The sequence below is a fragment of the Rhodoferax sp. genome (genome assembly GCF_018063565.1).
In the GTDB taxonomy this organism is placed as follows: Bacteria; Pseudomonadota; Gammaproteobacteria; order Burkholderiales; family Burkholderiaceae_C; genus Rhodoferax.
On sequence record NZ_JAGPBB010000039.1, the window covers coordinates 1 to 23832 of the forward strand.

At 59.8% G+C, this 23832-nt stretch carries 20 protein-coding genes; 10 read left to right on the top strand and 10 right to left on the bottom strand.

The features are described 5' to 3' along the window. From KBF66_RS10620 to KBF66_RS10630, 3 genes are all read left to right on the top strand, one after another. Positions 1-461 (top strand): HNH endonuclease (locus tag KBF66_RS10620; RefSeq protein ID WP_296656187.1); only part of this gene is annotated, 461 nt, incomplete at its 5' end. A gap of 40 nt (positions 462-501) precedes the next feature. Continuing rightward, entirely contained in the window at positions 502-1113 is a 612-nt protein-coding gene (locus KBF66_RS10625) for a DUF6088 family protein (protein ID WP_296656190.1), read from the top strand. Beyond that, positions 1110-2135 (top strand): nucleotidyl transferase AbiEii/AbiGii toxin family protein, encoded by a 1026-nt coding sequence (locus KBF66_RS10630; RefSeq protein WP_296656192.1) that lies wholly within the window; start codon positions 1110-1112, stop codon positions 2133-2135. The genes KBF66_RS10625 and KBF66_RS10630 overlap by 4 nt, the downstream gene beginning before the upstream one ends. Before the next feature lie 32 nt (positions 2136-2167). Here KBF66_RS10630 and KBF66_RS10635 read toward each other — a convergent pair whose 3' ends face one another. The 4 genes from KBF66_RS10635 to bktB form a co-directional block, all read right to left on the bottom strand. Next, positions 2168-3208 (bottom strand): site-specific integrase, encoded by a 1041-nt coding sequence (locus KBF66_RS10635; RefSeq protein ID WP_296656194.1) that lies wholly within the window; start codon positions 3206-3208, stop codon positions 2168-2170. Positions 3209-3449: 241 nt separating this feature from the next. After that, positions 3450-6347 (bottom strand): adenosylcobalamin-dependent ribonucleoside-diphosphate reductase, encoded by a 2898-nt coding sequence (locus KBF66_RS10640; protein ID WP_296656197.1) that lies wholly within the window; start codon positions 6345-6347, stop codon positions 3450-3452. 206 nt (positions 6348-6553) lie between these two features. Beyond that, positions 6554-8428 carry a GNAT family N-acetyltransferase gene (locus tag KBF66_RS10645; RefSeq protein WP_296656199.1) on the bottom strand — a complete coding sequence of 625 codons (1875 nt, stop codon included), beginning with the start codon at positions 8426-8428 and terminating at the stop codon, positions 6554-6556. Between the two features lie 21 nt (positions 8429-8449). Continuing rightward, positions 8450-9637: a beta-ketothiolase BktB gene (bktB, locus tag KBF66_RS10650; RefSeq protein WP_296656200.1), complete on the bottom strand. Its 1188-nt coding sequence runs from the start codon at positions 9635-9637 to the stop codon at positions 8450-8452. A 138-nt stretch (positions 9638-9775) separates the two neighbouring features. Between bktB and KBF66_RS10655 the strand changes: the two genes are divergently transcribed. Continuing rightward, positions 9776-10135: an HPF/RaiA family ribosome-associated protein gene (locus KBF66_RS10655; RefSeq protein ID WP_296656203.1), complete on the top strand. Its 360-nt coding sequence runs from the start codon at positions 9776-9778 to the stop codon at positions 10133-10135. A gap of 10 nt (positions 10136-10145) precedes the next feature. Here the strand turns inward: KBF66_RS10655 and KBF66_RS10660 are convergent, their stop codons facing one another. The 4 genes from KBF66_RS10660 to ushA all read right to left on the bottom strand — a co-directional run bounded on the left by KBF66_RS10660 (position 10146) and on the right by ushA (position 14829). After that, positions 10146-10811 (bottom strand): RluA family pseudouridine synthase, encoded by a 666-nt coding sequence (locus KBF66_RS10660; protein ID WP_296656205.1) that lies wholly within the window; start codon positions 10809-10811, stop codon positions 10146-10148. A gap of 1 nt (position 10812) precedes the next feature. Next, positions 10813-12921, bottom strand: a complete 2109-nt coding sequence (locus KBF66_RS10665; RefSeq protein WP_296656208.1) for an ATP-binding protein — start codon at positions 12919-12921, stop codon at positions 10813-10815. A gap of 91 nt (positions 12922-13012) precedes the next feature. Further along, positions 13013-13162 carry a hypothetical protein gene (locus tag KBF66_RS10670; protein ID WP_296656210.1) on the bottom strand — a complete coding sequence of 50 codons (150 nt, stop codon included), beginning with the start codon at positions 13160-13162 and terminating at the stop codon, positions 13013-13015. A 29-nt stretch (positions 13163-13191) separates the two neighbouring features. Next, positions 13192-14829: a bifunctional UDP-sugar hydrolase/5'-nucleotidase UshA gene (gene ushA, locus KBF66_RS10675; RefSeq protein WP_296656212.1), complete on the bottom strand. Its 1638-nt coding sequence runs from the start codon at positions 14827-14829 to the stop codon at positions 13192-13194. Positions 14830-15106: 277 nt separating this feature from the next. On the opposite strand from ushA, the gene KBF66_RS10680 reads away from it, so the two are divergent. The 5 genes from KBF66_RS10680 (at position 15107) to KBF66_RS10700 (ending at position 20241) form a co-directional block, all read left to right on the top strand. Next, positions 15107-16483, top strand: a complete 1377-nt coding sequence (locus KBF66_RS10680) for a tryptophanase (RefSeq protein ID WP_296656213.1) — start codon at positions 15107-15109, stop codon at positions 16481-16483. A 39-nt stretch (positions 16484-16522) separates the two neighbouring features. Next, the gene (locus tag KBF66_RS10685) at positions 16523-17119 is read left to right on the top strand and encodes a beta-phosphoglucomutase family hydrolase (RefSeq protein ID WP_296656215.1); all 597 of its coding nucleotides are present in this window, start codon (positions 16523-16525) and stop codon (positions 17117-17119) included. Positions 17120-17175: 56 nt separating this feature from the next. Next, on the top strand, positions 17176-18150 hold the full coding sequence (locus tag KBF66_RS10690; RefSeq protein WP_296656217.1) for a membrane dipeptidase: 975 nt from the start codon (positions 17176-17178) through the stop codon (positions 18148-18150). 92 nt (positions 18151-18242) lie between these two features. Beyond that, a complete protein-coding gene (locus KBF66_RS10695; protein ID WP_296656219.1) occupies positions 18243-19577 on the top strand; it encodes a potassium transporter TrkG in 1335 nt (444 codons plus the stop codon). Then, positions 19567-20241 (top strand): TrkA family potassium uptake protein, encoded by a 675-nt coding sequence (locus tag KBF66_RS10700; protein WP_296656221.1) that lies wholly within the window; start codon positions 19567-19569, stop codon positions 20239-20241. Before KBF66_RS10695 ends, KBF66_RS10700 begins: the two co-directional genes overlap by 11 nt. A gap of 13 nt (positions 20242-20254) precedes the next feature. On the opposite strand, the gene KBF66_RS10705 is transcribed toward KBF66_RS10700, so the two are convergent. Then, entirely contained in the window at positions 20255-20872 is a 618-nt protein-coding gene (locus tag KBF66_RS10705; RefSeq protein ID WP_296656224.1) for a hypothetical protein, read from the bottom strand. A 45-nt stretch (positions 20873-20917) separates the two neighbouring features. After that, the gene (locus tag KBF66_RS10710; protein ID WP_296656226.1) at positions 20918-22135 is read right to left on the bottom strand and encodes a GNAT family N-acetyltransferase; all 1218 of its coding nucleotides are present in this window, start codon (positions 22133-22135) and stop codon (positions 20918-20920) included. Positions 22136-22150: 15 nt separating this feature from the next. Here KBF66_RS10710 and KBF66_RS10715 point away from each other — a divergent pair, with 15 nt between their 5' ends. Next, positions 22151-23827: an NAD+ synthase gene (locus KBF66_RS10715; protein ID WP_296656228.1), complete on the top strand. Its 1677-nt coding sequence runs from the start codon at positions 22151-22153 to the stop codon at positions 23825-23827. Positions 23828-23832: the final 5 nt, after the last annotated feature.

The window sequence follows — 23832 nt, forward strand, 5'->3', positions numbered from 1 at the left end:
ACACCGAAGTGCAGCGCATGGTGCGCCAGCGGGTGGGGCAGCAGGCTTATCGTCAGGCCATGCTGGATTACTGGGGCGGTGCCTGTGCAGTGACTGGTTTGGCACTGCCGCAAGCTCTACGTGCCAGTCATGCCAAGCCCTGGGCCGAGTGCGCATCTGACGCCGAGCGGCTGGATGTGTTCAATGGATTTTTGCTGAGTGCGAACCTCGATGTGCTATTCGACAGTTTCCTGGTCAGCTTCTCAAGCGCGGGCGAGTTGCTAGTGTCCAAAACCATCCCGCCGAGCGACCAGCAAAAATTGGGGCTTGCCGCAGGCATGCGGTTGCGCTGGATGTCTGTGCAGCACGCCCATTATTTGGGTTTTCACCGGCAGCGGTTTTTGCAGATGACCACCGAGTCAAGTCAAATTCAGCGGCCAGGGGGATATGAACCGGCAGAGCAACCTGCAACACCTGGTTGAATCATGTTTTGCAACGAATTTATAGTATTATTCGTTGCAAATGAGCAAGCACGCAGGTTCTATTGACGACCAAGTTCTACAGCGCATCCAGTTGCAGGGGCCGGGTTGGGTGTTCACACCTGCCGACTTTGCCGATCTTGGCAGCCGCACAGCGGTGGCCAGCGCACTCGCGCGCAGCAAGGCGGCCGGTATGATTCGCCTTTTAGGCCGCGGCCTATACGACACGCCGGTAGTCCACCCGGTTTTGGGTTTGCTTTGGCCCGCCATTGAATCGGTGGCAAAGGCGCTGGAACGTAAAGAGGGCATCCGGCTGCAACCATCGGGGGTTTATGCGGCCAATCTGCTGGGTTTGTCTGAGCAGGTGCCTGCGCAGGTGGTGTTTTTGACAGACGGCGCTACGCGTACGGTGAAGGTTGGGCCTACCCAGATCAGCCTTAAGCGCACAACACCGCGCAACATGGCGGCGGCGGGCCGGTTGAGCGCCTTGCTGATTCAGGCGTTTCGTAGTCTTGGCGCAGCCAGCATCACGCAGCAACGCATTGCGCGCTTGCGCGAAAAATTGCCAGCGGTGGAACGCGCCACGTTATTGCAAGATATCGCATTGGCACCGGAGTGGATGCATGCCCATTTTCGAGAGGTAGCCCGGCCATGAGCAGCAGCTTCACGGCCATGTCGGTCGCGGACCGCAAGCTGGCGTTCGACAACGCGGCACTCACTTTGCACCTCAATGCCGTGATTCTGGAGAAAGATTTCTGGGTGTCGTGGTTGCTGCGCTTGTTGTTTGCGCAGTCTGAGTTGGCACCGTTTTTGGTGTTCAAGGGCGGCACGTCGTTGTCCAAGGTGTTTGGGGTCATTGACCGGTTCTCGGAAGATATTGATCTGTGCCTGGTGCCGGAGTTTGTGGGTGCTGATGCGCAAGGCTTTGACACTTTGACCAGCCGCGTCAAGCGTGACGCCGCCGTGCTGGAGATGCAGCGCCTATGTGCGGACAAGGTGCAGCTGGTGGTCTTGCCCTTGTTGGAGAGCGCGATCATTGATGCGCTGGGCACCGCACCCGCAGGCACATGGCTTCATTACGAGCTGGATGCGGACGCCAAGTCGCCCATCGTGTATTTTCGGTATCCAACGTCGCAGGGTCACGGTTTTGACTATGTGCGCCGAGAAGTCAAGCTGGAGCTGGGTACGCTGACCGACCAGCAACCTACTGGGCGCTACCCCATTGCACCGCTGATTGCCAGTGTGTTTGCGCCCGTGTTTGGTGACTGGCAATGTGAGGTAGTGGCGCTGGAGTTGCAGCGCACTTTTTGGGAGAAAGCAACCATCCTGCATGCGGAGTACCACCGACCACATGACTCACCCACCCCAGACCGGTATGCCCGACACTATTTCGACATGGTCAGGCTGTTGGCACACGCCGATGCACCGCAGTTTTTGGCTGACAAAGCGCAGTGCGAGCGCGTTGTGGACTGGAAAAGCCGGGTATTTGCCAGAGGCTGGGCACGTTACGACCTGGCCTGCCATGGGTCGTTCCGGCTGGTGCCACCCGTGGCACGGCAGGGTGATTTGGCGCACGATTACGCGACGATGCGCCCCATGTTCATGACCGAGCCGCCGAGCTTTGACGTGTTGCTGCGAGAACTTGGGGATGCTGAAAACGTTATCAACTCCCCGTAGTCAGTCGAACGGACAGACGCAGCCTTTGGTCACTACCCCATCTTCTCAGCTAGTTTTTCAGCCTGCAGGTGGGTGTACTTTTTTAGCATTTGAAGCGTCTTGTGGCCGGAAATGGAGGCGAGCTCAAGAATCGAGAAATCGCTCTTTTCGCTTAGACGACTCATGGCTTCATGGCGCAAGTCGTGCCAGGTGAAGTCTTGAATTTTGGCGCGCTGGCTGGCATAGCGAAAGACGCTCAGAAGGCAAGTCCGGTCCATGGGAAAGGGCCGGTCGGATGGATTCAACTTGACTGTTGGTTTGGGCAAGGCATTCAACACTTCAATGGCTTTTGAGGACAGGGGGGCGGCTCGTTCCTCACCGTTTTTGGTTTCTTTCAGAAGCGCAAACTTGCGGTCAAGGTTCACGTGTTCCCAAGTCAGCGACAAAATTTCATTTTGTCGCGCAGCTGTTTCGATGGCGAACTGGAAAGCCGGATACAGCAGTTTGTTTCGTGACTTTTTGATTTCAGTCTCCAGGCGAGCAAACTCTTCTTTGGTTAGGCGTCGCTCACGTCCTTTCCCTTCAGACGGTTTGCGCACGTTGTCAACCGGGTTGCCACGGGGCAACAGGATCCCGCACTCAATTTGCGCAAATTTCATGAGCTTGGACAGCATGAAGATTTCTTTGCGCACGGTTGAGTTACTCACCGCTGGCATTTTCGTTTGCTTGTTGCCAGCTAGTCGCAAGTCTCGGTAAACACCAACAACTTTTTGGTCGATGGCGACCAAAGAGTATTTGCCAAGCAACGAGTCAAGCCGGGCTAGCTGGTAGCGCCAGGACTCTTTTTCGTCATCGCGCTTGCGATAGTGAAACGGTGCGTATTCATTTTTGAAGAGGTCGATCAGGTCAGAGAGCGTGGTCTTTTCTGCGTCAGATGAGTTCTGATAAATCCCTCTGTCAATGTCCGCTTCGATCTTGCGAGCCCAAATTTCGGCATCGATTTTTCGTTCAAAAGTTTTTGATTGAGATGGGTATCCCGTCATCCGAACTGTCGCTTGCCATAGCCCGGATTCACGCTTTCGAAAGTTTGCCATTTCGGTCCTTCACACTGGTTTTGTGGTCCGAAAGTTTAAAACAAGTGTGCCCGTTTTGTGCCCGTTATCCATTTTTTATTTTAAAAAACAGGTTAACTAATTGATTTATAACGATTTAATTTTACTTAATTACACGCCTGGAAAGCGTGCGAGGGGTAAAACCCTCCGCGGGTTCGAATCCCGCCTGCTCCGCCAGTTTTAAAAGCCTTGTGAATGAATGGTTTACAAGGCTTTTTTGTTTTCAGCCACACTGCCCAACATAGCCACAGGCGGTGCAAAAATCGCAGCCATCCTTGTGGATGACCGTGGGATTGCCGCATTCGGGGCACGGTTTACCGGCCATGGTATGGCTGGATTCAGCCGCATCAGGTGTATCCAGCACGCCCATGTCGCGTAACGGCAATCCCTCTTCGTTCAGAATGCCCAGCATGGCATAGCGGTGGATGATCAGTCTGGCGATGTAAGCCACGGTCGATGGCCAGGTTTGCTGGCGCCGCTCGTCGTTGGGCAGGCCCGGCACAAAGGCCATGAAATGACCCAACGGCTCGGCATAGTTCAGCAACTTGCGCAGTTTCATGCCGATCCAGGCCGGGTCTATCACTCGCATGTCCAGCGACAGCAGGCGTGCCAGTCCATCCATGGCCTTGGGGTAGTTGCCACTGAAACCCACAGCACAGGGCCGTGTCACGACGCCGCCGTCCGGGCCGGGCAGATTGACCTCTTTGAGTGTCACGGTGAATGACTCGCCAGTGGCCGGGTTGTCAACATCAACCGCCCAGGCCAGGGTGCCCGACGGCCCGGTCTGGGGTTCGTTGCGGCTGAACATGGCGTCGATGACGGGGGTGGGCATCTGTCTGGGTGTTTGCGCTGAGGCCACCTTGGCGAGTTGCTCGCAGCGCCAGCGGATGACGGCGGCTGTGGCGGCCACCACGCCCGGGAACAGGCGGCGCTCGCCATCCGGGGGGAATGGCATCTCAAAGGCGTGCTCTTCGCTGACGGTGGCCAGGGCATCGAGCTTGAGCTGCAGCCAGGCAGGGTCATTGGCGCGCAGGTCCATCGACAGGGTTTTGGCCAAGGCGCCAAGTCCGCGAGGCTGCTCGGCCCCATTGACCCACACCTCAAATGGCTGCGGCGCACCACCCTCTTGCGGCGACAGCTCACCGATAAATAGCGCAAAATCGCCAAACGGATGGTGCACCATGAACGTCCAGGCCGGGTTTCCGGCGGGCAGTTCGGGGCGGCCCGGCCAACGCAGCGACGACAGCACCGGTGCCGGCAGCCGATCGAGCGACAGGCGGTGGTTGGCTCCATCGATCTGCAATGGTTTGGCCGCACTGGGCGAGGGCGTCACGCTGAGCACGGAGCCCAGCACACTATTGGGGCGGTAGGTGGCCAGCCCTTTCAGCCCGGATTGCCAGGCTTTGGTGTACAGATCCTGAAAATCCTCATAGGGGTAGTCAGCGGGCACATTGACGGTTTTGGAAATGGCGGTATCAATATAGGGTGCCACCGCCGCCACCATGTCGGCGTGGGCTTGTGCACTCATTTCCAGAGCCGTCACAAAGGCGGGTGTCAGCTCGGCATCTGGGCCTTTGAGGTGGCGATACAGGCGCCACGCGTGGTCTTCTACCGCGTACTCTTTGGAACTGCCATCAGCCATGCGTTTCTTGCGGGTGTAAGTCCAGCTGAAGGCGGGCTCAATGCCATTGCTGGCGTTGTCGGCAAACGCCAGGCTGATGGTTCCAGTGGGTGCAATGGACAGCAAGTGTGAGTTGCGCAGGCCTGTTTTTCGTATGCGTTCCTTCAGGGTGGTCGGCAGGCGTGAGGCAAATGTTTGCCCGCTCAGGTACAAGTCGGCATTGAACAGCGGGAATGCGCCGCGCTCTTGTGCCAGATCAGCGGAGGCGCCGTAGGCGCTGTCGCGCATCAGCTCGGAGATGTGTTGTGCCATATGGCGTGCAGCGGACGTGTCGTAACGCAGATTCAGCATCACCAGTGCGTCGCCCAAGCCGGTAAAACCCAGCCCGACCCGGCGCTTGCTGTTGGCCTCGTGTTGTTGCTGGGGTAACGGCCACACGGTGGCGTCGAGCACGTTGTCAAGCATGCGTACCGCCACTTTGGCCACCCTGGCAAAGGAGACTTCATCAAACTGTGCCTGGCGCCCAAACGGATCGGTGATGAACCGTGTCAGGTCGATCGAACCGAGGCAACAGCAGCCGTAAGGTGGCAACGGCTGTTCGGCGCAGGGGTTGGTGCTGGCAATGGTCTCGCAATAAGACAGGTTGTTGTCGCGATTGATCTGATCCAGAAACAGCACGCCGGGCTCGGCATGGTCATAGGTGGAGCGCATGATCTGATCCCACAGGTCGCGCGCCCTGAGCTTGCGATACACCCATTGGCCGGTGTCGTGGTTCTGATAGGCACCGGCTTGCTTTTGCAGCACGCCAGGTTCGCCACGGTGGACCAGCGCAAAGTCGGCATCGGCCTGCACCGCCTGCATGAAACTGTCTGTAACACCCACCGAAATATTGAAATTGCGCAGGTCGCCTTTGTCTTTGGCGTGAATAAATTCTTCAATATCAGGGTGATCACAGCGCAGCACACCCATCTGGGCACCGCGTCTGGCACCGGCCGACTCAACCGTCTCACACGATCGATCAAACACCCGCATATAGCTGACCGGCCCAGAGGCATTGCTCTGCGTGCTGCCAACCCAGGCGCCACGGGGGCGAATGCGCGAAAAATCGTAGCCTACGCCACCACCGCGGCGCATGGTCTCGGCGGCTTCTGTCAATGCGGTGTAAATCCCCGGGTGGCCATCTTCGATGTGTGCGATCGAATCGCCCACGGGCTGTACAAAACAATTGATCAGTGTGGCCGCCAGGTCGGTTCCCGCCGCCGATTGAATGCGCCCGGCAGGCAGAAAGCCGGCCTCCAGCGTCTCCAGGAAGCGATCCTCCCAATGCGCCTGCTGGTCGGCGGATTCGACCTTGGCGAGCGCTTTGGCCACGCGCCGGTTGACATCGGCAATCGTTTTTTCGTGGCCTTTGCTGTACTTTTCAAGCAGTACTTCTTCGCTGATGGGCTGGGCGGGGAAAAACAGGCTGCTCTGGATCGGCTCGACGGATGGATATGCCATGAAAAATTCCTGATAAGTGAGCGAAAAACCGGTTAAGGACGGGCTTGTGTGCAAAAAACCTGACGGCTTGTGAATCAGGTCTGAATGGCTAAAAACGCTAAATATGGTGCAAAGGAGCGAAATCCTAACACCTATAGTGTTCGGAAAGCTTGATGCAAGCCAAACTTTTTCAGTTTGGGAATTTAGGGGCGCCGCGTGGCCGGGGCTCAGAACAAGATCGTGATGTGCACGGCGTCCTGGTTTTTCTCCGCGTGGACTTGCAGTGAACTATTGCGGGCCAGGCGCAACATGCGGGCGTTTCCGAGCAGCACGTCGGCCACAAAGCCACGCAGACCGCGCCGCCTGGCGTGGGCGATCATGGAGGACTGCATGGCGCTGCCCAGGCCAGCACCCTGGAAGTCGGGGTGCACCATGTACGCCACATCGGCCAGGTTGGTGGTGGGGTCAATGAAGTAACACGACTGTGCCACGATGCTGGCAGCCTCGCGGCTGCCGGTGGTGGCCACAAAAGCCACCTCGTGTTCGTAATTGACGTTGCACAGGCGTTGTACCTCGGCGTCCGACAGGCCGCGTACATTGCGGAAAAATCGCGTATACACGTCGGCTTCACTCAGGTGGTGGAACAGTTCGCGTACACCGTGTGCATCACTGGCCAGCGCCGGGCGCAGCATCACGGTGCGACCATCCTTCAAGGTGATGGTTTGTTCTTCCTCGACAGGGTAAGCACGCAGGTTGTTGAGTGTCTGCTCGGCAGACAGGTAGCCCATGGCCTGTGCCCGGGCAAACAACTCGGGGCGAAAGCGCGGGTGGGCCAGATCGATCATCGCCGTGGCCCGTTCGCGGATCGACTTGCCAAACAGGTAGGCAATACCATACTCGGTCACCACGTAATGCACGTCGGTCCGCGCGATGGTGGCTGACTCGGCCTCCAGCAATGCCGCACGAACTCGCGATACCGCTCCGTCGTCGGTGGTCGAGGTCATGCAAATGATGGGCTTGCCACCGGGCGACTGCGCCGCACCGAGCAAAAATTCGCCCTGGCAACCGATGCCACTGTAGAGTTCGCCGTTGAACTGGTCGATACAGACCTGGCCGGTCAGGTCAATTGAGTAGGCCTGCGCGATCGACACCATCTTGTGCTGCTTGGCAATAGTCAGCGGGTTGCAGACACTGTCAATCGGCTGGAATGAAAACAGCGGGTTGTGGTCAATCAGGTCATACAGTCGACGTGACCCCAGCGCCATGCTGGTAACAATCTTGAACGGATGCCGGGTTTTTTTTGCGCCGGTCAGGCTGCCATGCTCCAGCAAGGGAATGATGGCATCCGATACCACATCGGAGTGGATGCCCAGGTCCTTGCGGTCGGTCAGGTACTGCAGCGCCTCATGGGCCAGTGGTCCCATTCCAATTTGCAGCGTTGAGCCGTCGTCGATGATGCCGGCAATGTAGCGCGCAATGCGTTGCACGTCCTGCTCCTGCGCCGGAACCCGTGCCAGTTCGGTGATGGGTGTATCCACCAGCACCAGTTGATGGATGCGACTGATGTGCACGGTAGAGTCACCCAGCGTGCGGGGCATGGCCGGGTTGACCTCGGCAATCACCAGCCGGGCACGCGTCAAGGCCGCCGGGATGATGTCCACCGAAACACCCAGGCTGACGTAACCAAACTCGTCGGGCGGCGACACCTGGATCAGCGCCACATCGACCGGAATACGCCCCAGCAGGATCATGTCGGGCACGCGGGCGATCGACATCGGGACGTACTCCACCATGCCCTGTTTGACCGCCGCGCGCATGTCATTGCTGACAAAAAAAGTGCGGTGCTTGAACCGTGTCAGGCTTTTGCCTTGCAGATCGTGGTCAAACGCCTTGACGGTAAAAAAATGCAGCAACTCCAGGTCGGCCGGCGGCATGGACATTGACTCCAGCGCACGCAAAAGCGAGCGTGGTGCTGCGCAACCACTGCCAACAAAAACATGGTCGCCGCTGCGCAGTTGGCCCAAGGCCTGTTCCGCGCCGCCAACCTTGTCGGCATAGGCAGCCAGCGGGTCCGTTTTTTTGCTCGCCGTCAGGCCAAACATCGGAGGTGCTGCAGCAAGGTGTCAGGCCTGACGTTCAAAGATGGCTGCGATGCCTTGGCCACCACCAATGCACATGGTGACCAGTGCGTAGCGTCCACCAATACGCTCAAGTTCGTAGAGGGCCTTGACCGTGATCAATGCTCCGGTGGCACCAATCGGGTGTCCCAAAGAAATACCAGAACCATTGGGGTTGACCTTGGCCGGATCGAGTCCGAGGTCACGACTCACCGCGCAGGCTTGTGCGGCAAAGGCCTCGTTGGCCTCGATCACATCCATATCCTGCACCGTCAAACCGGCCTTTTTCAAGGCGGCCTGACTGGCGGGCACCGGGCCAATGCCCATGTATTTGGGGTCAACACCAGCGTGTGCATAGGAGACCATACGGGCCAACGGCTTCAGGCCCCGTGCCTTGGCTGTCGCCGCCTCCATGACCACGACGGCGGCTGCCGCGTCATTGATGCCTGAGGCGTTACCTGCCGTGACCGTGCCGCCTTCTTTCATGAACGCCGGTTTGAGCTTGGCCAGCTCTGCCATGGAACAGTTGGGGCGGAAATGTTCGTCGGCCTCAAACGCCACATCACCTTTGCGGCTTTTGAGCATGACCGGCATGATCTGGCTCTTGAAGTAACCGGCTTCAATGGCGCGCTGGGCACGGTTGTGGCTTTCGACCGCCAGCGTATCCTGATCATCGCGGCTGATGCCCCATTTGGCGGCAATGTTCTCGGCAGTCAGGCCCATGTGGATTACATGAAACGGATCGTGCAGCGCGCCAACCATCATGTCGACCATCTTGGTGTCGCCCATGCGTACGCCCCAGCGCATATTCAGGCTGGCATAAGGCGCGCGACTCATGTTTTCGGCACCGCCACCAATGGCAATGTCGGCATCCCCCAGCAAAATGGACTGGCTGGCCGACACGATGGCCTGCAGGCCAGAGCCGCACAGGCGGTTCACGTTGAACGCCGGGACACTCTCGGCGCAGCCCCCGTTGATGGCCGCGACGCGCGACAAATACATGTCTTTCGGCTCGGTATTGACGACGTGGCCAAAGACCACGTGCCCTACGTCCTTGCCCTCGACCTGGGCGCGTGACAACACTTCACGTACGATCTGGGCGGCCATTTCAGTCGGCGCGATATCTTTCAGACTGCCACCGTAGGTTCCGATCGCGGTACGTACGGCACTGACGACAACTACTTCACGACTCATCAAGGTCTCCTTCGGGTTAAAAAAAGTGGATCACACGCCATCTTAGCCCCAGTTTTTGATCTTGGTTGGACTTGGGCGTCCAGGCAACCTGCACGCGAGTTGACAGGAGTCAAGGCAGTCACCGTGATGCTGGGTATCATGAAACTGTTTCATGTGCCCATCTACAACAAGGAAAACAACATGCAAGTCCAGATCCACACCGACAATCACATCGAAGGCACAGACGCCATGTCCCAATGGGCCAGCACCACGGTGAAAGCCGCACTGGCGCGATTTGCGGGGCAGATCACCCGCATCGAAGTCCATCTCAGTGACGAGAATGCGGGCAAGAAAAACACTTCCGAGAGCATTCAGTGCACACTTGAGGCGCGACTTGAGGGGCATCAGCCGCTAGCCATCAAGCACCATGGTGCCAATCTGAATCAAGCGATTGAAGGTGCAGCAGAGAAAATGAGTCGCTTGATCGACAGCACCCTGGGGCGCTCGGCGCGAGGGTGAGGCCAGTGGCCTAGAACGCCGGCGGGCTGGTAAAGTGAAGTGGTCGCCCGTCAAGCGGGTGCTGCAAGCGCAGTTCGCAGGCGTGTAGCAACAGCCGACCGGTCCTGGCCACGGCCGGTGCGGGTGTGTACAGCGCATCCCCGACGATGGGGTGGCCTATCGCCAGCAGATGCACCCGCAGCTGATGGGATCGTCCTGTCACCGGTTCGAGCAGCAGCCGTGTCGTCTGCGCATGTTTGTCCACCGCCAGAACGCGCCAGCGCGTCAAACTTGGCTTGCCCTGTGCCAGGTCAATCATGCTTTTGGGGCGATTGGGCCAATCCGCTCGCATCGGCAGATCAATGCATGACCAGTCGTGGGCCGCCAACTGGCTGTCGGGCTGCAAGATGCCCGTCACGACCGCTTCATAACGTTTGAGGATCTGCCGATTGGCAAAGCAGGCGTTCAGGTGACGCTGCACCATTGCCCCACGGGCCAGCAGCAAAAGCCCAGAGGTGGCCATGTCGAGCCGATGCACCACGCAGGCGTCAGGGTAGTGTTGCTGTACGCGCGCGCTAAGGCAATCATGCTTGTCAGCGCCGCGTCCGGGCACACTGAGTTGCCCGGGCGCTTTGTTGACAACAATCAGCGCAGCATCGGCGTATATCAGCGCAATGTCCGGCGGTGTTGGTCCCACGTCAATCCGCGGCGGCAGTCTGGGTCAGCAACTGTTGCACCGTGTCGCACATGTCGTCCACATCGTTGGGTTTATGGATCAGGGCCTGTGCGCCGGCGGCCAGGGCGGCCTGTTCGATTTCCGGGGTGACATAGCCAGAAGCCAGTGCTACCGGCAGCGCTGGGCGTAAGGCCTTGGCGTCCAGCAACAAGTCAACGCCGCTGTAGCCGGGCATGTTGTAGTCGGTAACCAGCAGATCGACCTGCATCGGATCGGCACGCAGCGCGGCAATGGCCTGCCGCGGGTCGGTAAAGGTGAGCACCTGATAGCCCTTGCGCTTGAGAACCCGGTTGACCAAAAACACCAGGGCTTCGTCGTCGTCGACATACATGACGCGTTGCCCAGACCCCCGCGCGCTGACTCGTGGTGGTGCGAGGGGCGTCGGCATAGGCAAAGGCGTATCGGCAACCGGAAACAGCACGGTGAAACTGCTGCCCTCACCCGGGGTGCTGCTGACCTCTACCAAACCGGCGTGCGCATGCATGATGCCGTGTACAACTGACAAACCCAGGCCGGTGCCCTGGCCGACCGGCTTGGTGGTGAAAAATGGCTCGAAAATACGTTCCACAATGGCAGCGTCCATGCCACATCCCGTGTCGCTGACCGTGATTCTGGCGTGATGTCCACGCAAGCCATTGCGCCGCTCTTGGCTGCCCGGTGCATTGCGCTGGTTGTGCCGCAGTTCCACCCGGATCTGTCCGGGCTGAGCGCCAATGGCGTGGATGGCGTTGGTGCACAGATTGAGCAATACCTGTTCAACCTGAGTGGCATCGGCCATGATTGGCGGCGCATCGGGATCGGTAGTGACCAGCAGTTCGATGGCTGGGGGCAGCGTCACACGCAGCAGGCGTACAGTCTCCTGTATGACATCGGCCAGTTGCAGGGGGAGCCGTTTCGGGGGCTCATTGCGGCTGAAGGTCAGGATCTGGCGAACCAGATCGCGCGCACGACGCCCGGCTTTGTCAATTTCTCCCAGGCTGACGGCCGCCGGGCTGTCGGTGGCCACGTCCTGACTGGCCAAAGTCACATTGCCCAAAATGGCGCTGATGATGTTATTGAAGTCGTGGGCAATGCCACCGGCCATGGTGCCAATCGCCTGCATCTTTTGCGACTCGCGCAACTGCACCTCCAGCCGAGCCTTGTGGGCCTCAAGTTTCTTGCTGTTGGTCAGATCGCGTGCAAACAGCGTCACCACGTCGCCGCTGGCGCGCTGCTCATATGACAGGCTGACATCGACCGCCACCACCTCACCGCGCTGAGTCAGCCCGTTCATTTCACCCAACAGCAGATGGCTGCTCGGGCCGATGTTGCCAAGCGCCAGCTCTGCTTCGGGCAGGAACTTGCCTAGCGGCTGCCCCAGTGCATCCTCGAGCGAGCACATGAAAAGTGCGGCCGCTGCCGGATTGAACACGGTGATCAGGTGCTGCGCGTCGACGCACAGGATCGCGTCCAGTGACGAGTCGATGATGGCGCTCAGGCGGGCCTGGCTTTTCCAAAGTTCTTCGTTGCGCTCATGCAGGGCCAGAGCGCTGGTTTGCAAGGCCTGTCGCTGCGTCAGCAGTGGTCCCTGGTCAATGACCGCACAGATAAAGCTGTGCTCGTCGCCCGGAGTGTTGTCGATGCGCGCAATATGCATATCCCCGGTCAGTATGCCGTTGGAGCCGGCCGAAAACTCCAACTCATTGAGCTCACAGGTGCCCGACTCGGTCGCACGGACGAAGCCCTGATGCACCCGTTCCACATGGGCCGCCCGGATCAGGGGAAAGAGATAGGTCAGCGGCGGATCATCTTCCAGAGGGCGCAGCAAATCCAGCGTACGCGCGTTGTTTTCCATGATCTGGCCACGCTCGTCCACCACCATCAGCGCCAGTGGCACACTGGAGAACAGGGTGACAAAACGCTCAGAGGCCCCCTCTGCCGCAGCTTGGCTGAAGCGCAGCGCCTTGTTCTGAATCTCAAGCTCAGCCTGCGAGTGGCGCAGGTCCTCCACCAAGCGTGCGGTTGAGCGGCCAACCGCATCCGAGGGCGTACGCCGTTGCGGACCGCCGAGCTGGGTTCTGGGTTGTGGCACCGCAGCGCGCCATGATGAACGAGCAGCGCCGTTCACGCAAGCCGCCGCACGGTCTGGACTTCAACCGACCACATTTGCGGCCAGTCTCGGCTTAACGTGGGGCGTTCTTGGCTTTGCCCCGGACAGGGACCACCGTGACAACCGTCGGGCGCACCGCATCAGCTGACACGGGCTTGGGCGGCGAGGTGTCTTTCTTGGGTTTCTTGACCATCTTGTTGCTGTTTTGCTGCCCTTTTGCCATGCTTGCACTCCTGGTTGGTTATCTCTGCATTATCGACGCAGCACCGCTGTGCCGGGCTCGTACCTGGCAGCCACCAGCGGGCTGTTGGCGGTAATGAAGGCGCGCAACACATCGGCGTCGACGAAGCCGGTGTTGACAAAGCTGGGGTGTGCGGTCAGCTTGGGGTAGCCGTCGCCACCTGCAGCCTGAAAGTTGTTGAGCGCCAGCCGGTAGGTTTTAGCCTTGTCAAGCGCCTGGCCTTTGATGCGCACATTGCTGACAGCACCACCCGCAATCTCCAGCTCGACACCCGCAAACTGCGGGAATGCACCTGAGCCCGGGCTCATTTTGGCCGCAGCCGTCAAGTAGTCGATCACCTCCTGCCCGTTCAGGTCAACCGTGCAGACGGTGTTGGCAAACGGCTGCACCTTGAGCACGTCCTTGTAGGTGATGGCACCAGCCTTGATCGAGTCTCGCACGCCGCCTGCATTGACCACCGCAAAGTCGGCGCGCGCTCGCTCGACCATGGCCTGGCCAATCATCACGCCCAGGTTGGTCGGTTGCTTGCGCACCCGGTCGCGGTCGCCGTCGAGGGCGGCGTCCACACTGCCGATCTGCACACCGAGTTTGTCTTGACCAAACTTCTGATACGGTGTCAGCAGCGCCAGCATCTCCGCGTTTTCGGCGATGGCCGCGGTGTAGGGCACCTTGCTGGTTTTGCCGTCCGCTGCCTTGACCGACTTCTTCAGGTTGATCGGGATCAGGGCGTACTTCACCAGTTTGAATTCGCCATTGCGATACTCGAAATCGGCGCGTCCCACGTACTTACCCCACTCATGCGCCTGCACGATCCAGGCGCCGTTCTGTCGGTCGGGCTGACAGGCACTACCCGGTACATAGGCACGGTCGAGCACGTTCTCGGCTTTCATGCAGGCCGGGTTTTGCGTGTGCCCCCCCACCACCAGATCGATGCCATTCACGGCGCGCGCCATTTCCACGTCACCAGGGGCCTGAGTGCCGTGTTTTCCGTTTTCATAATGCCCCATGTGGGTGGCTGCAATCACCACATCGGCCTGGCGGCGCAACTCGGGCACCACCTTGCCGGCCTCGGCAATCACGCTGCGGAATTCAAGCTGTTTCACATTGTCAGGGTGCACCATACGCACGGTGTCCTCGGTGGTCAGGCCCATCACACCCACTTTCAGGCCGCCCAGCTCAAACACCTTGTAGGGGGCAAACATGCGCTGACCGTTTTCATAAATGTTGGCCGACAGCATCGGAAACTGGGCCAGATCACGCTGCATCTTCAACACTGGCAGCGGCTTGTCGAACTCGTGGTTGCCCACCGCCATGGCCTGGTAACCCAGCAGGTTCATGCCTTTGAAGTCTGGTATGGCGTCCTGCAGGTCAGACTCGGGGACACCCGTGTTGACGTCGCCACCGTCCAGCAGCAGGCTGTAGCCACCTTGCGCGGCCACTTCACGGCGGATGTCGTCCACCACCGTTTTGCGCGCCGCCATGCCGTACTCGCCATCGCTGTTTTGCCAGAAGTGACCATGGTGGTCGTTGGTGTGCATGATGGTGATGCGATAGGTTTTGTCTTTTTCTGCACCAGACTGCGGCGACACGGCACAGCCCGCCAGCACAGCGATCAGGCCAAGAGACAGACAAATTCGGTTGAGCTTCATGGGATTTCCTCAGGTGGTCAGGTGGTTTGATTTTGGCAGCACTGTGGCGTAACACGCAGCGGAAATACCCGCACTGGAGTAATAGTGTTAAAAACTGCCTCTAGCGCAATTAGGGTAACGATTTATTGCTATCGTATTGTTGATGTTCAACTGATGTATCGGATGTTTTACGACCGATTCTCGGTCGACGAAATTTGATCGATGTTGGAAATACCCGACACCATGCTGTTTTTGCAGGTGCTACCTTCACGCCACTTTCAATTTCACCGAGCCCATCATGCCCAAAACCCTGATCGAACCCTTTCGCATCAAAAGCATCGAACCCATCCGAATGACCAGTCGCGACGAGCGGGTGGACCTGCTGGAAGCCGCCAAACTCAATGTGTTCAAGCTGCGCGCCGAAGACGTGTTGATTGACTGGCTGACCGACTCGGGCACCGGTGCCATGTCGAGCCGCCAGTGGGGCGCCATCATGGAGGGAGACGAGAGTTATGCCGGCGCACGCAGCTTTTACCGGCTCGAGGCGGTCATCCAGAAGATCACCGGCATGAAGTACTTTGTGCCTACGCACCAGGGACGTGCGGCTGAAAAGGTGCTGTTCACTGCGGTGTGCAAAAAGGGCGACGTGGTGCCCAACAACTGCCACTTTGACACCACCCGTGCCAATCTGGAGTATCTGGGCATCGAGGCGCTGGACCTGGTAATTGCCGAGGGCTTGCAGCCCGCGTTGATTCACCCCTTCAAAGGCAATATTGACCTGGCGCGCGCCGAGGCGCTGCTCAAAGAGCAGGGCGACCGCATTCCGTTTGGCATGCTCACGGTGACCAACAACACTGGCGGCGGGCAGCCGGTGGCCATGGCCAACATTCGCGCTTACGCGGCGCTGCTGAAAAAATATGGCAAGCCCTTCATCATGGACGTCTGCCGGTTCTCGGAAAACGCCATGTTCATCAAGATGCGTGAACCCGGCTACGAGAACACGCCCATCCCCGACATCGTCAAAGAGATGTTCAGTTATGCCGACGGCGCCACCATGAGCGCCAAAAAAGACGGCATGGTCAATATTGGCGGGTTTATCGTGCTGCGCAGCGAAGAGTGGATGGACGCCGTGCGCAATGTGCTGATCATGACCGAGGGCTTTCCCACCTACGGCGGCCTGGCCGGGCGTGACCTGGAAGCCCTGGCGGTGGGGCTGGAGGAAGGCATGCAGGAGGACTACCTGCGCTACCGCCTGCGCACGGCCGAATACCTGGGTGAGCGGCTGCAGGCAGCTGGTGTGGGCTTTGTCAAACCCACCGGTGGCCACGCGGTCTACATCGACGCGCGCACGGTGCTGCCCGACATGCCGATTGCGCATTACCCGGCCTGGGCGCTGTGCAATGCGCTGTACCTGGAGGGCGGTATTCGCGGCGTCGAGATTGGCTCGGTGATGTTTGGCAAACGCCTGACGGACGGCACCGAGACCTACCACAGCATGGAACTGGTGCGCCTGGCTTTCCCCCGGCGCATGTACACCCAAAGCCACTTTGACTATGCGGCCGAGGTGATTGCCGAGGTCAAGGAAAAGGCGGCCAGCATCCGCGGCGTGAAGATTACCAAACAACCGCAGTTTTTGCGCCATTTCACCTGTGAGTGCGCCTGGGTGGATGCATAAGCTGGCGCAAGAATCAACCCACCTGGACAAGGGTAGGACATGTACGACGACTACGCCGCACTGATCTTTGACATGGATGGCACGCTGGTTGACAGCGGCCAGCTGCACGAATTCAGCTGGAGAGCGACGCTCGACAAGTACGGCATCCCGATTGATGGTCCGCTGATGCGCTCCCTGGCCGGGGTGCCAACGCGGGAGACGCTCGAAATTCTGCTGAACAGGTTCAACCGTTCGGTGCCGGCCAGTGTCGAAGCAATGAACGAATTCAAGGAACAGTGTGTGCGTGACAACCTGCACCGTTTTGTTCAGCCCACTGACCTGATCGATGTGGTGAAAAAGTACCACGGCGAAAAACCCATGGCCATCGGCACTGGTGCCAACACCGCCGAGGCCAGGCTGGTGCTCAAACAGTGTGGTCTGCACCACTACATCGACGTGGTCGTGGGTGCCGATCAGGTACTGAACGCCAAGCCCGCACCTGACACCTTTTTGCGCTGCGCCGAGTTACTGGGTGTGGACGCCGCACGGTGTGTGGTGTTTGAGGACTCCAGGCTGGGGCTGCAGGCGGCAGCGCGCGCCGGTATGGCCGGGATTGACGTTCTGCTGATTCACAACATCCACAACGACTATTTTTAGCCTGGACACACCCTGCGGGTCACTATGATGGCGGCCTTGCCGTTCTGGAGAAGATCATGACCCGATGGGATGCCCACATGTGCCTGCCGCTGCATCCGCAGGCGAGTTTTGCGCCAATTGACCAGTTGCGTGCGGGTGGTTTGAACTACGTGTCGATCAACGTCGGTATGGACATGAACCCGCTGGCGCAGGTGCTGTCGGTGATTGCCGGCTTTCGCTCTACCATCGCGGCGCACCCGGATCGTTATGTCCAGGCCAATTCCGTGGCCGACATCGAGCGTGCCAAGGCGGGCGGCCAAATCGCCATTGGCTTTGACCTCGAAGGCGCCATGCCCTTGCTGGATCAACCCGAGATGGTGGCGCTGTACGCCGCCTTGGGGGTGCGGCAAATTCACTTCGCCTACAACCGCAACAACAGCGTGGCCGATGGTTGTCACGATGAGCCGCGCGGCCTCACCGCGCTGGGGCGGCGGATGGTGGCCGCAGTGAATGCGGCCGGCCTGCTGATGGACTGCTCGCACACCGGGCGGCGCTGCAGCCTGGAGATCATGGTCGCATCCAGCCAGCCGGTGATCTTCAGCCACGCCAACCCGCTGGCGCTGGTGGAGCACGGGCGCAACATCACCGATGAGCAGATTCGCGCCTGCGCCGCCACCGGCGGGGTGGTGTGCTTGTCAGGGGTGTCGCGCTTTTTGGGCACCGACACGCCAGGCGCGCAGGATGTGGCGCGCCATGCCGCTTATGTGGCGGATCTGGTGGGTGTACAACATGTGGGTATCGGGCTGGACAACGGCTTTTCGCAAGACGACCTGGATGATCGCCCGCCAAATTTCGACCCCGCCTATTGGTGGCCGGTGGCTGCGGGTTATGGCAATGGCATCGCCAGCGTCAAATACACGCCGCTGAACACCTGGGAGCAGCTCGATGCGGCTTTGCTGGCGGCGGGCTTTAGTGCCGCAGAAGTTGCTCAAATCCTCGGTGCGAACATGCTGCGGGTGGCAAGTCAAGTCTGGCCCAAGTTGCCGATGTGACCGCAAAGTTTATGCATAATATGCCTCCAGCGCTTTAGTGCAAAGCGCAGGCAGCTATAACAATAGTAGCTGTTTAGCGTTTGAATCCGTCTTTGAAGATCAATTTTTTACACCCATCCACGGTTTTGGTGCTGCTGTTTCTGGCGGTGATTCTGCTGGGTACAAGCTTGCTGATGCTGCCCCTGGCGCACGCCAAAGGCGAGGTGGCACCGTTTTTGGTGGCGCTGTTCACGGCCACCTCGGCGGTGTGTGTGACCGGGTTGGTGGTGGTCGACACCGGCACCTACTGGAGCGGTGCCGGGCAGGTGATCATCATGGCGCTGTTCCAGATCGGTGGCTTTGGCATCATGACCGCCGCCACCCTGATGGGGCTGCTGGTGAGCAAACACATGCGCCTGCGCACCCAGAAACTGCTGCAGGCTGAGACCCATTCTCTGGCGCTGGGCGACGTGAAAAGTGTCGCGCGCTTGGTGCTGTGGGTGACGGTGGTGACCGAACTGGCCATGGCCGGGGTGCTGATGCTGCGCTTTGCGCTGGGGTACGGCATGCCGTGGGGCGAGGCGGCGTGGCAGGGGTTGTTTCACTCGGTGTCGGCCTACAACAACGCCGGTTTCTCCACCTGGAGCGACAACGTGATGCGCTTTGTGGGCGACGCCATTGTGCTCGGGCCGCTGATGGCGTGCATCATCATCGGCGGGCTGGGTTTTCCGGTGCTGCACGAGCTGATGGTTGAGCGCGGGCGGCGTCGGCCGATCTGGTCGATGCACACGGTGCTCACCATCTGGGGGTCGATTGCACTGATTTTGGTCGGTGCAGCCATCCTTTTCGCCACCGAATGGGACAACCCCAAAACCCTGGGGCCGTTGGGATGGGCGACCAAAGTGCTTGCGTCGCTGTTCACCTCGGTGTCGGCGCGCACCGCTGGCTTTAACGCGATCGACATCGCCGGGCTGAGCAACGAGTCGCTCGCGTTGCACTTTGCCCTCATGTTCATTGGCGGGGGCAGTGCGGGCACGGCCGGTGGCGTCAAGGTCACCACGTTCTTTGTGTTGGTGCTGGTGGTCTGGAATGAGATCCGGGGCAATCAGGACGTGGAGTTTCGGGGGCGGCGCATTGCGGGCCCGGTGCAGCGCCAGGCACTCACCGTGGTCGCGCTGGGGGCGGCCACGATCGCGCTGGCAATGCTGCTGATTTTGCCGTTGACGTCGCTGCCCTACGAAAAAGTGCTGTTTGAGGTGGTGTCGGCGTTTGCCACGGTCGGTTTGTCGACCGGCATCACCGCTGAGCTGGTGCCCGCAGCGCAATGCATCTTGATCGCGTTGATGTTTGTCGGGCGGGTTGGGGTGGTGACGCTGGCCGTTGCCATTGCCACCAACCAATTGCGGCGCAATTTCCGTTACCCTGAGGAGAAACCGATTGTCGGATAAAGAAACCAAAGCCCTGTCGGGCAGCGTGGTGGTGATTGGTCTGGGCCGCTTTGGCACCGGCGTGGCCACCTCCTTGGTCGAACTTGGCCACGACGTGCTGGCCATCGAGAGTTGCCCCGAGACCGTGCAGTCCCTCTCAGGCGTGTTGCCGCATGTTGTGCAGGCCGACGCCACCGATGTCGAAACCCTGCGCCAGCTTGGCGTGCATGACTTTGCCCACGCCGTGGTGAGCATCGGTGGCGACCTGGAAGCCAGCGTGCTGACCGTGCTCAACTTGAGCCAGCTCGGCGTCAAAGACATCTGGGCCAAGGCAAACAACCCGCAGCATGGTCGCATCTCGGAACGCGTGGGTGCGCATCATGTGGTGTACCCCGAGACCGACATGGGCGAGCGCGTGGCGCACCTGGTCACCGGCAAGATGATCGATTTCATCGAGTTTGACGATGGTTTTGCCATCGCCAAGACCCGCTCACCCATGGAAACCCACAAAAAGACGCTGGCGCAGTCCGACGTGCGCAAGCGCCATGGCATCACCGTGGTGGGCATCAAGCGGCGTCACGAAGACTTTATCTACGCCAGACCCGAGACCGAAGTCAAACCCGGCGACCACCTGATCGTGGCCGGCCCGACGCGGCAAGTGGAGCGTTTTGCGGCGCTGTTTTGAGGCTCGGCCGAGCTCAGGGTTTTTTCAGGTACAACCCATCTGACCAGGTCGCCAGCCACTCGGGCTTGTAGGCCACCAGCAGGGCAGTAAACATGCCGGTCAGAAACGCGTCGCCCCAGGCCACCAGCCAGTGCGCCACCAGGCTCAGACCATCGTCAATGCCGGGCAGACTGTGGTCAGCCCATTGCGCCAGAATGCCCGAGGTAAACACACAAAGTACGGTGCCCAGAAAAGCCCGCCCCAGAATATAGACAAACAGGTGCGCGCCAATCCAGCGCCGAATCGCCAGCCCCAAGCCCAGCGCCAGCGTGGCCGGCACCACACCCAGCCAGACGGTCAGATCCAGCGCGATCTCCCAGGGCATGGGCGAGATCAGAGCGGCAATCAGCCCGACCCCGCACAGCACCGGTATGGCCAGAGGCCAACCCAGCATCAGAACGACCAGGCAGGCCCCCGAGCCCTGTAACTGCAAAGGCATCTTGTGCAGGCTGGGCATGGCCCACAGCCAGGGCACCAGCGTGAGTGTGGCCAGCACCGGGGTGAGCCGCAAGCCGCCCGCCATCAGACGCCAGGGGCGCAGCAACAGCGCCGCCATTAGCGCCAGAACCAACAGGACTGAATTGATGAACATGGATTGGCATTATCCGCAGTGACGGGCGAATCGACTTGTCAAAACTCAATGCGCCTTGAAGGGGCTGTGCTCGTTCAGGGTTTCGACATAGTCCTCAATGCCGGCCCGCTCACGGTGCAGGAAGTTGTCGATCGCCGCAAAAAACTGTGGGTGCGCCAGCCAGTGGGCGCTGGTCGTGGTCGTGGGCAGCAAGGCCCGCGCGAGTTTGTGCTCGCCTTGCGCGCCGCCTTCAAAATGCTGGTAGCCGTGCTCAATGCACCACTGTAGCGGCTGGTAATAACAGGCCTCAAAGTGCAGGCAGTCGACGCGCTGCAGCGCGCCCCAGTGGCGACCGAACGCCACTTTGGCCAGGTTCTGATTGCCATTTTCGGCGTTGGCGCTTTGGCTGCTTGCGTTGATGGCGATCAAACTGGCAGCGATTGGCTGCCCGTCAAGGTGCGCGATGAACATGAGCCAGTCGTCGGGCATGGTCGACTGCATGCGCGCGTAAAAGTCCCGATTAAGGTAGGGGTGCTGCCCGTGCTCCAGGTAGGTGCGCTCGTAGCAGCGGTAGAAAAAATCCCAGTCGGCGCTGTTGATCTCGGCGCCGCAGCGCACCTCAAAACGCACCCCGGCATCCGACACCTTGCGACGCTCCTGGCGGATTTTTTTGCGCTTCTCTTGCGACAGGCTGGCCAGAAACTGGTCAAAGTTGGCATACCCGGGTGTGGTGTTGTGCCAATGAAACTGCACCGTGTGGCGTGTGAGCAGGCCCGCCTGGGTCAAGGCCTGCACGTCTTGTGGGCTGATAAACAGGGCGTGCAAGCCGGTCAGTTGCTGTTGCGCGCACCAGGCCAACAGGCTTTGTGCCAACAGGGCGCGCTGGTCTGCGCTGCGTGCCAGCAGCCGACTGCCGGTCACCGGTAAAAAGGGCACACCACACACCGCTTTGGGGTGGTAGTCCAGCCCGTGCTGCTGGTAGGCACGCGCCCAGCCCCAGTCAAAGACAAATTCGCCCTGCGAGTGGCTCTTGACATAGAGCACCGTGGCGGCCTGCAGCTGGCCGTCTCGCTCCAGCAGGAAAAAGTGCGGATCCCAGCCATTGGCAGCGTCGGCACAAGCACTGTCCTGCAGGGCGCGCAAGTATTCCAGGCGCATGAATGGCGTGGGTGCGTCCTGGCTGTGGAGCAGGGCGTTCCAAGCCGGCAAGGGCACAGCCTGGGGTGCGTTCAGCACCCGGATGACATAATCATCGGCGTCCAAAGCGGTGTTGTTGTCCTTCATCTTTCAAACCATTTCATGCCACTCAAACTCTCAATTGCCCAGCTCAATCTGGTGGTGGGCGATCTGGCGGGTAACTCGCAAAAAATCATTCATGCAGCCACCTGCGCGTACCAGCAAGGTGCGCGGCTGGTGCTCACCCCCGAGTTGTCGATTTGCGGCTACGCTGCCGAAGACCTGTTTTTGCGCCGTGCCTTCATAGCCGCGTGTGATGATGCCGTGAAAGCGCTCGCTGACGCATTGGCTCACCTGAAAGACCTTTGTGTGGTGGTGGGTCACCCTACCGGGGGCGACAGCCGCACCCGCTCGGTGGCGGTGCCGGCGCGCTACAACGCCGCCAGCGTGCTGCGCGAGGGGCAGGTCATTGCGACCTACGCCAAGCGTGAGCTGCCCAACTACCAGGTGTTTGATGAGCGGCGCTATTTCACACCGGGCGACGAGGTGTGTGTGTTTGAGGCCGGCGAGCCGGGCGACACGGTCAAAGTGGGCTTGCTGATTTGTGAAGACGCCTGGTTTGACTTGCCGGCGCGACGCACGCGCGAAGCGGGTGCCGAGCTGTTGGCCGTCATCAATGCGTCCCCGTTTCATGTTGGCAAGGGCTACGAGCGCGAACAGATGATGCGTGAGCGGGTGCGCGACTGCGGCCTGCCGCTGGTCTACGCGCATCTGGTGGGCGGGCAGGACGAGGTGGTGTTTGAGGGACATTCGTTTTTGCTCAATGCCGATGGATCGCTTGCCGGGCGAGCTCCGAGTTTCATGGAAAATAACCTCTTGGCGCAAGTACGATGGGATAAGTCAGCTATTATGTTGGAAGCTGAAGTGGCTGCTGAGCGCAGCGCAGATGAGGACTTGTGGGACGCCTTGGTGTTGGGGGTGCGCGACTATATTGGCAAAAATGGCTTTCCCTCGGTTCTGCTGGGTCTGTCGGGCGGCATTGATTCGGCGCTGGTACTGGCGATTGCCGTGGACGCACTGGGTGCCAGCCGGGTGCGCGCGGTGATGATGCCTTCGCCATACACCGCTGATATCAGCTGGATTGACGCGCGCGACATGGCGCAACGCCTGGGGGTCAGGTACGACGAGTTGTCGATCGTGCCCGAGTTCGAGGCGTTCAAGGCCACACTCAGCGGGGAGTTCAAGGGCCTGGCCGAAGACACGACAGAAGAGAATATCCAGGCGCGCATCCGGGGCACGCTGCTGATGGCGCTCTCCAATAAATTTGGCAGCATTGTGCTGACGACTGGCAACAAGAGTGAAATGGCCACGGGTTATTGCACCTTGTACGGCGACATGGCGGGCGGCTTTGCCGTGATCAAGGACCTGGCCAAGACCACTGTGTTTCGGCTGGCGCGCTGGCGCAATTTGCACGATCCCTACAGCACTGGCAAAGAGCCGATTCCCGAGCGCATCATCACCCGTCCGCCCAGCGCTGAGCTGCGGCCGGATCAGAAGGATCAGGACAGCCTGCCGCCCTATGAGGTGCTGGACGGCATTCTGGAACGCTACATGGAAAACGATGAACCGATCGAGGCCATCGTGGCGGCGGGCTACGCGCGTGCCGATGTCGAGCGGGTCACCTGGCTGATCAAGATCAACGAATACAAGCGACGCCAGTCGCCGGTGGGTATCCGGGTCACGCACCGTAGTTTTGGCAAGGATTGGCGCTATCCCATTACCAACAAGTTCCGCGCTTGATGCAC

Coding starts and splice junctions, on each gene's coding strand:
- bktB (WP_296656200.1), bottom strand. CDS start 9,637: ATGAGTCGTGAAGTAGTTGTCGTCAGTGCCGTACGTACCGCGATCGGA.
- KBF66_RS10645 (WP_296656199.1), bottom strand. CDS start 8,428: ATGTTTGGCCTGACGGCGAGCAAAAAAACGGACCCGCTGGCTGCCTAT.
- KBF66_RS10680 (WP_296656213.1), top strand. CDS start 15,107: ATGCCCAAAACCCTGATCGAACCCTTTCGCATCAAAAGCATCGAACCC.
- KBF66_RS10630 (WP_296656192.1), top strand. CDS start 1,110: ATGAGCAGCAGCTTCACGGCCATGTCGGTCGCGGACCGCAAGCTGGCG.
- KBF66_RS10685 (WP_296656215.1), top strand. CDS start 16,523: ATGTACGACGACTACGCCGCACTGATCTTTGACATGGATGGCACGCTG.
- KBF66_RS10710 (WP_296656226.1), bottom strand. CDS start 22,135: ATGAAGGACAACAACACCGCTTTGGACGCCGATGATTATGTCATCCGG.
- KBF66_RS10635 (WP_296656194.1), bottom strand. CDS start 3,208: ATGGCAAACTTTCGAAAGCGTGAATCCGGGCTATGGCAAGCGACAGTT.
- KBF66_RS10690 (WP_296656217.1), top strand. CDS start 17,176: ATGACCCGATGGGATGCCCACATGTGCCTGCCGCTGCATCCGCAGGCG.
- KBF66_RS10705 (WP_296656224.1), bottom strand. CDS start 20,872: ATGTTCATCAATTCAGTCCTGTTGGTTCTGGCGCTAATGGCGGCGCTG.
- KBF66_RS10625 (WP_296656190.1), top strand. CDS start 502: ATGAGCAAGCACGCAGGTTCTATTGACGACCAAGTTCTACAGCGCATC.
- KBF66_RS10640 (WP_296656197.1), bottom strand. CDS start 6,347: ATGGCATATCCATCCGTCGAGCCGATCCAGAGCAGCCTGTTTTTCCCC.
- KBF66_RS10715 (WP_296656228.1), top strand. CDS start 22,151: ATGCCACTCAAACTCTCAATTGCCCAGCTCAATCTGGTGGTGGGCGAT.
- ushA (WP_296656212.1), bottom strand. CDS start 14,829: ATGAAGCTCAACCGAATTTGTCTGTCTCTTGGCCTGATCGCTGTGCTG.
- KBF66_RS10655 (WP_296656203.1), top strand. CDS start 9,776: ATGAAACTGTTTCATGTGCCCATCTACAACAAGGAAAACAACATGCAA.
- KBF66_RS10670 (WP_296656210.1), bottom strand. CDS start 13,162: ATGGCAAAAGGGCAGCAAAACAGCAACAAGATGGTCAAGAAACCCAAG.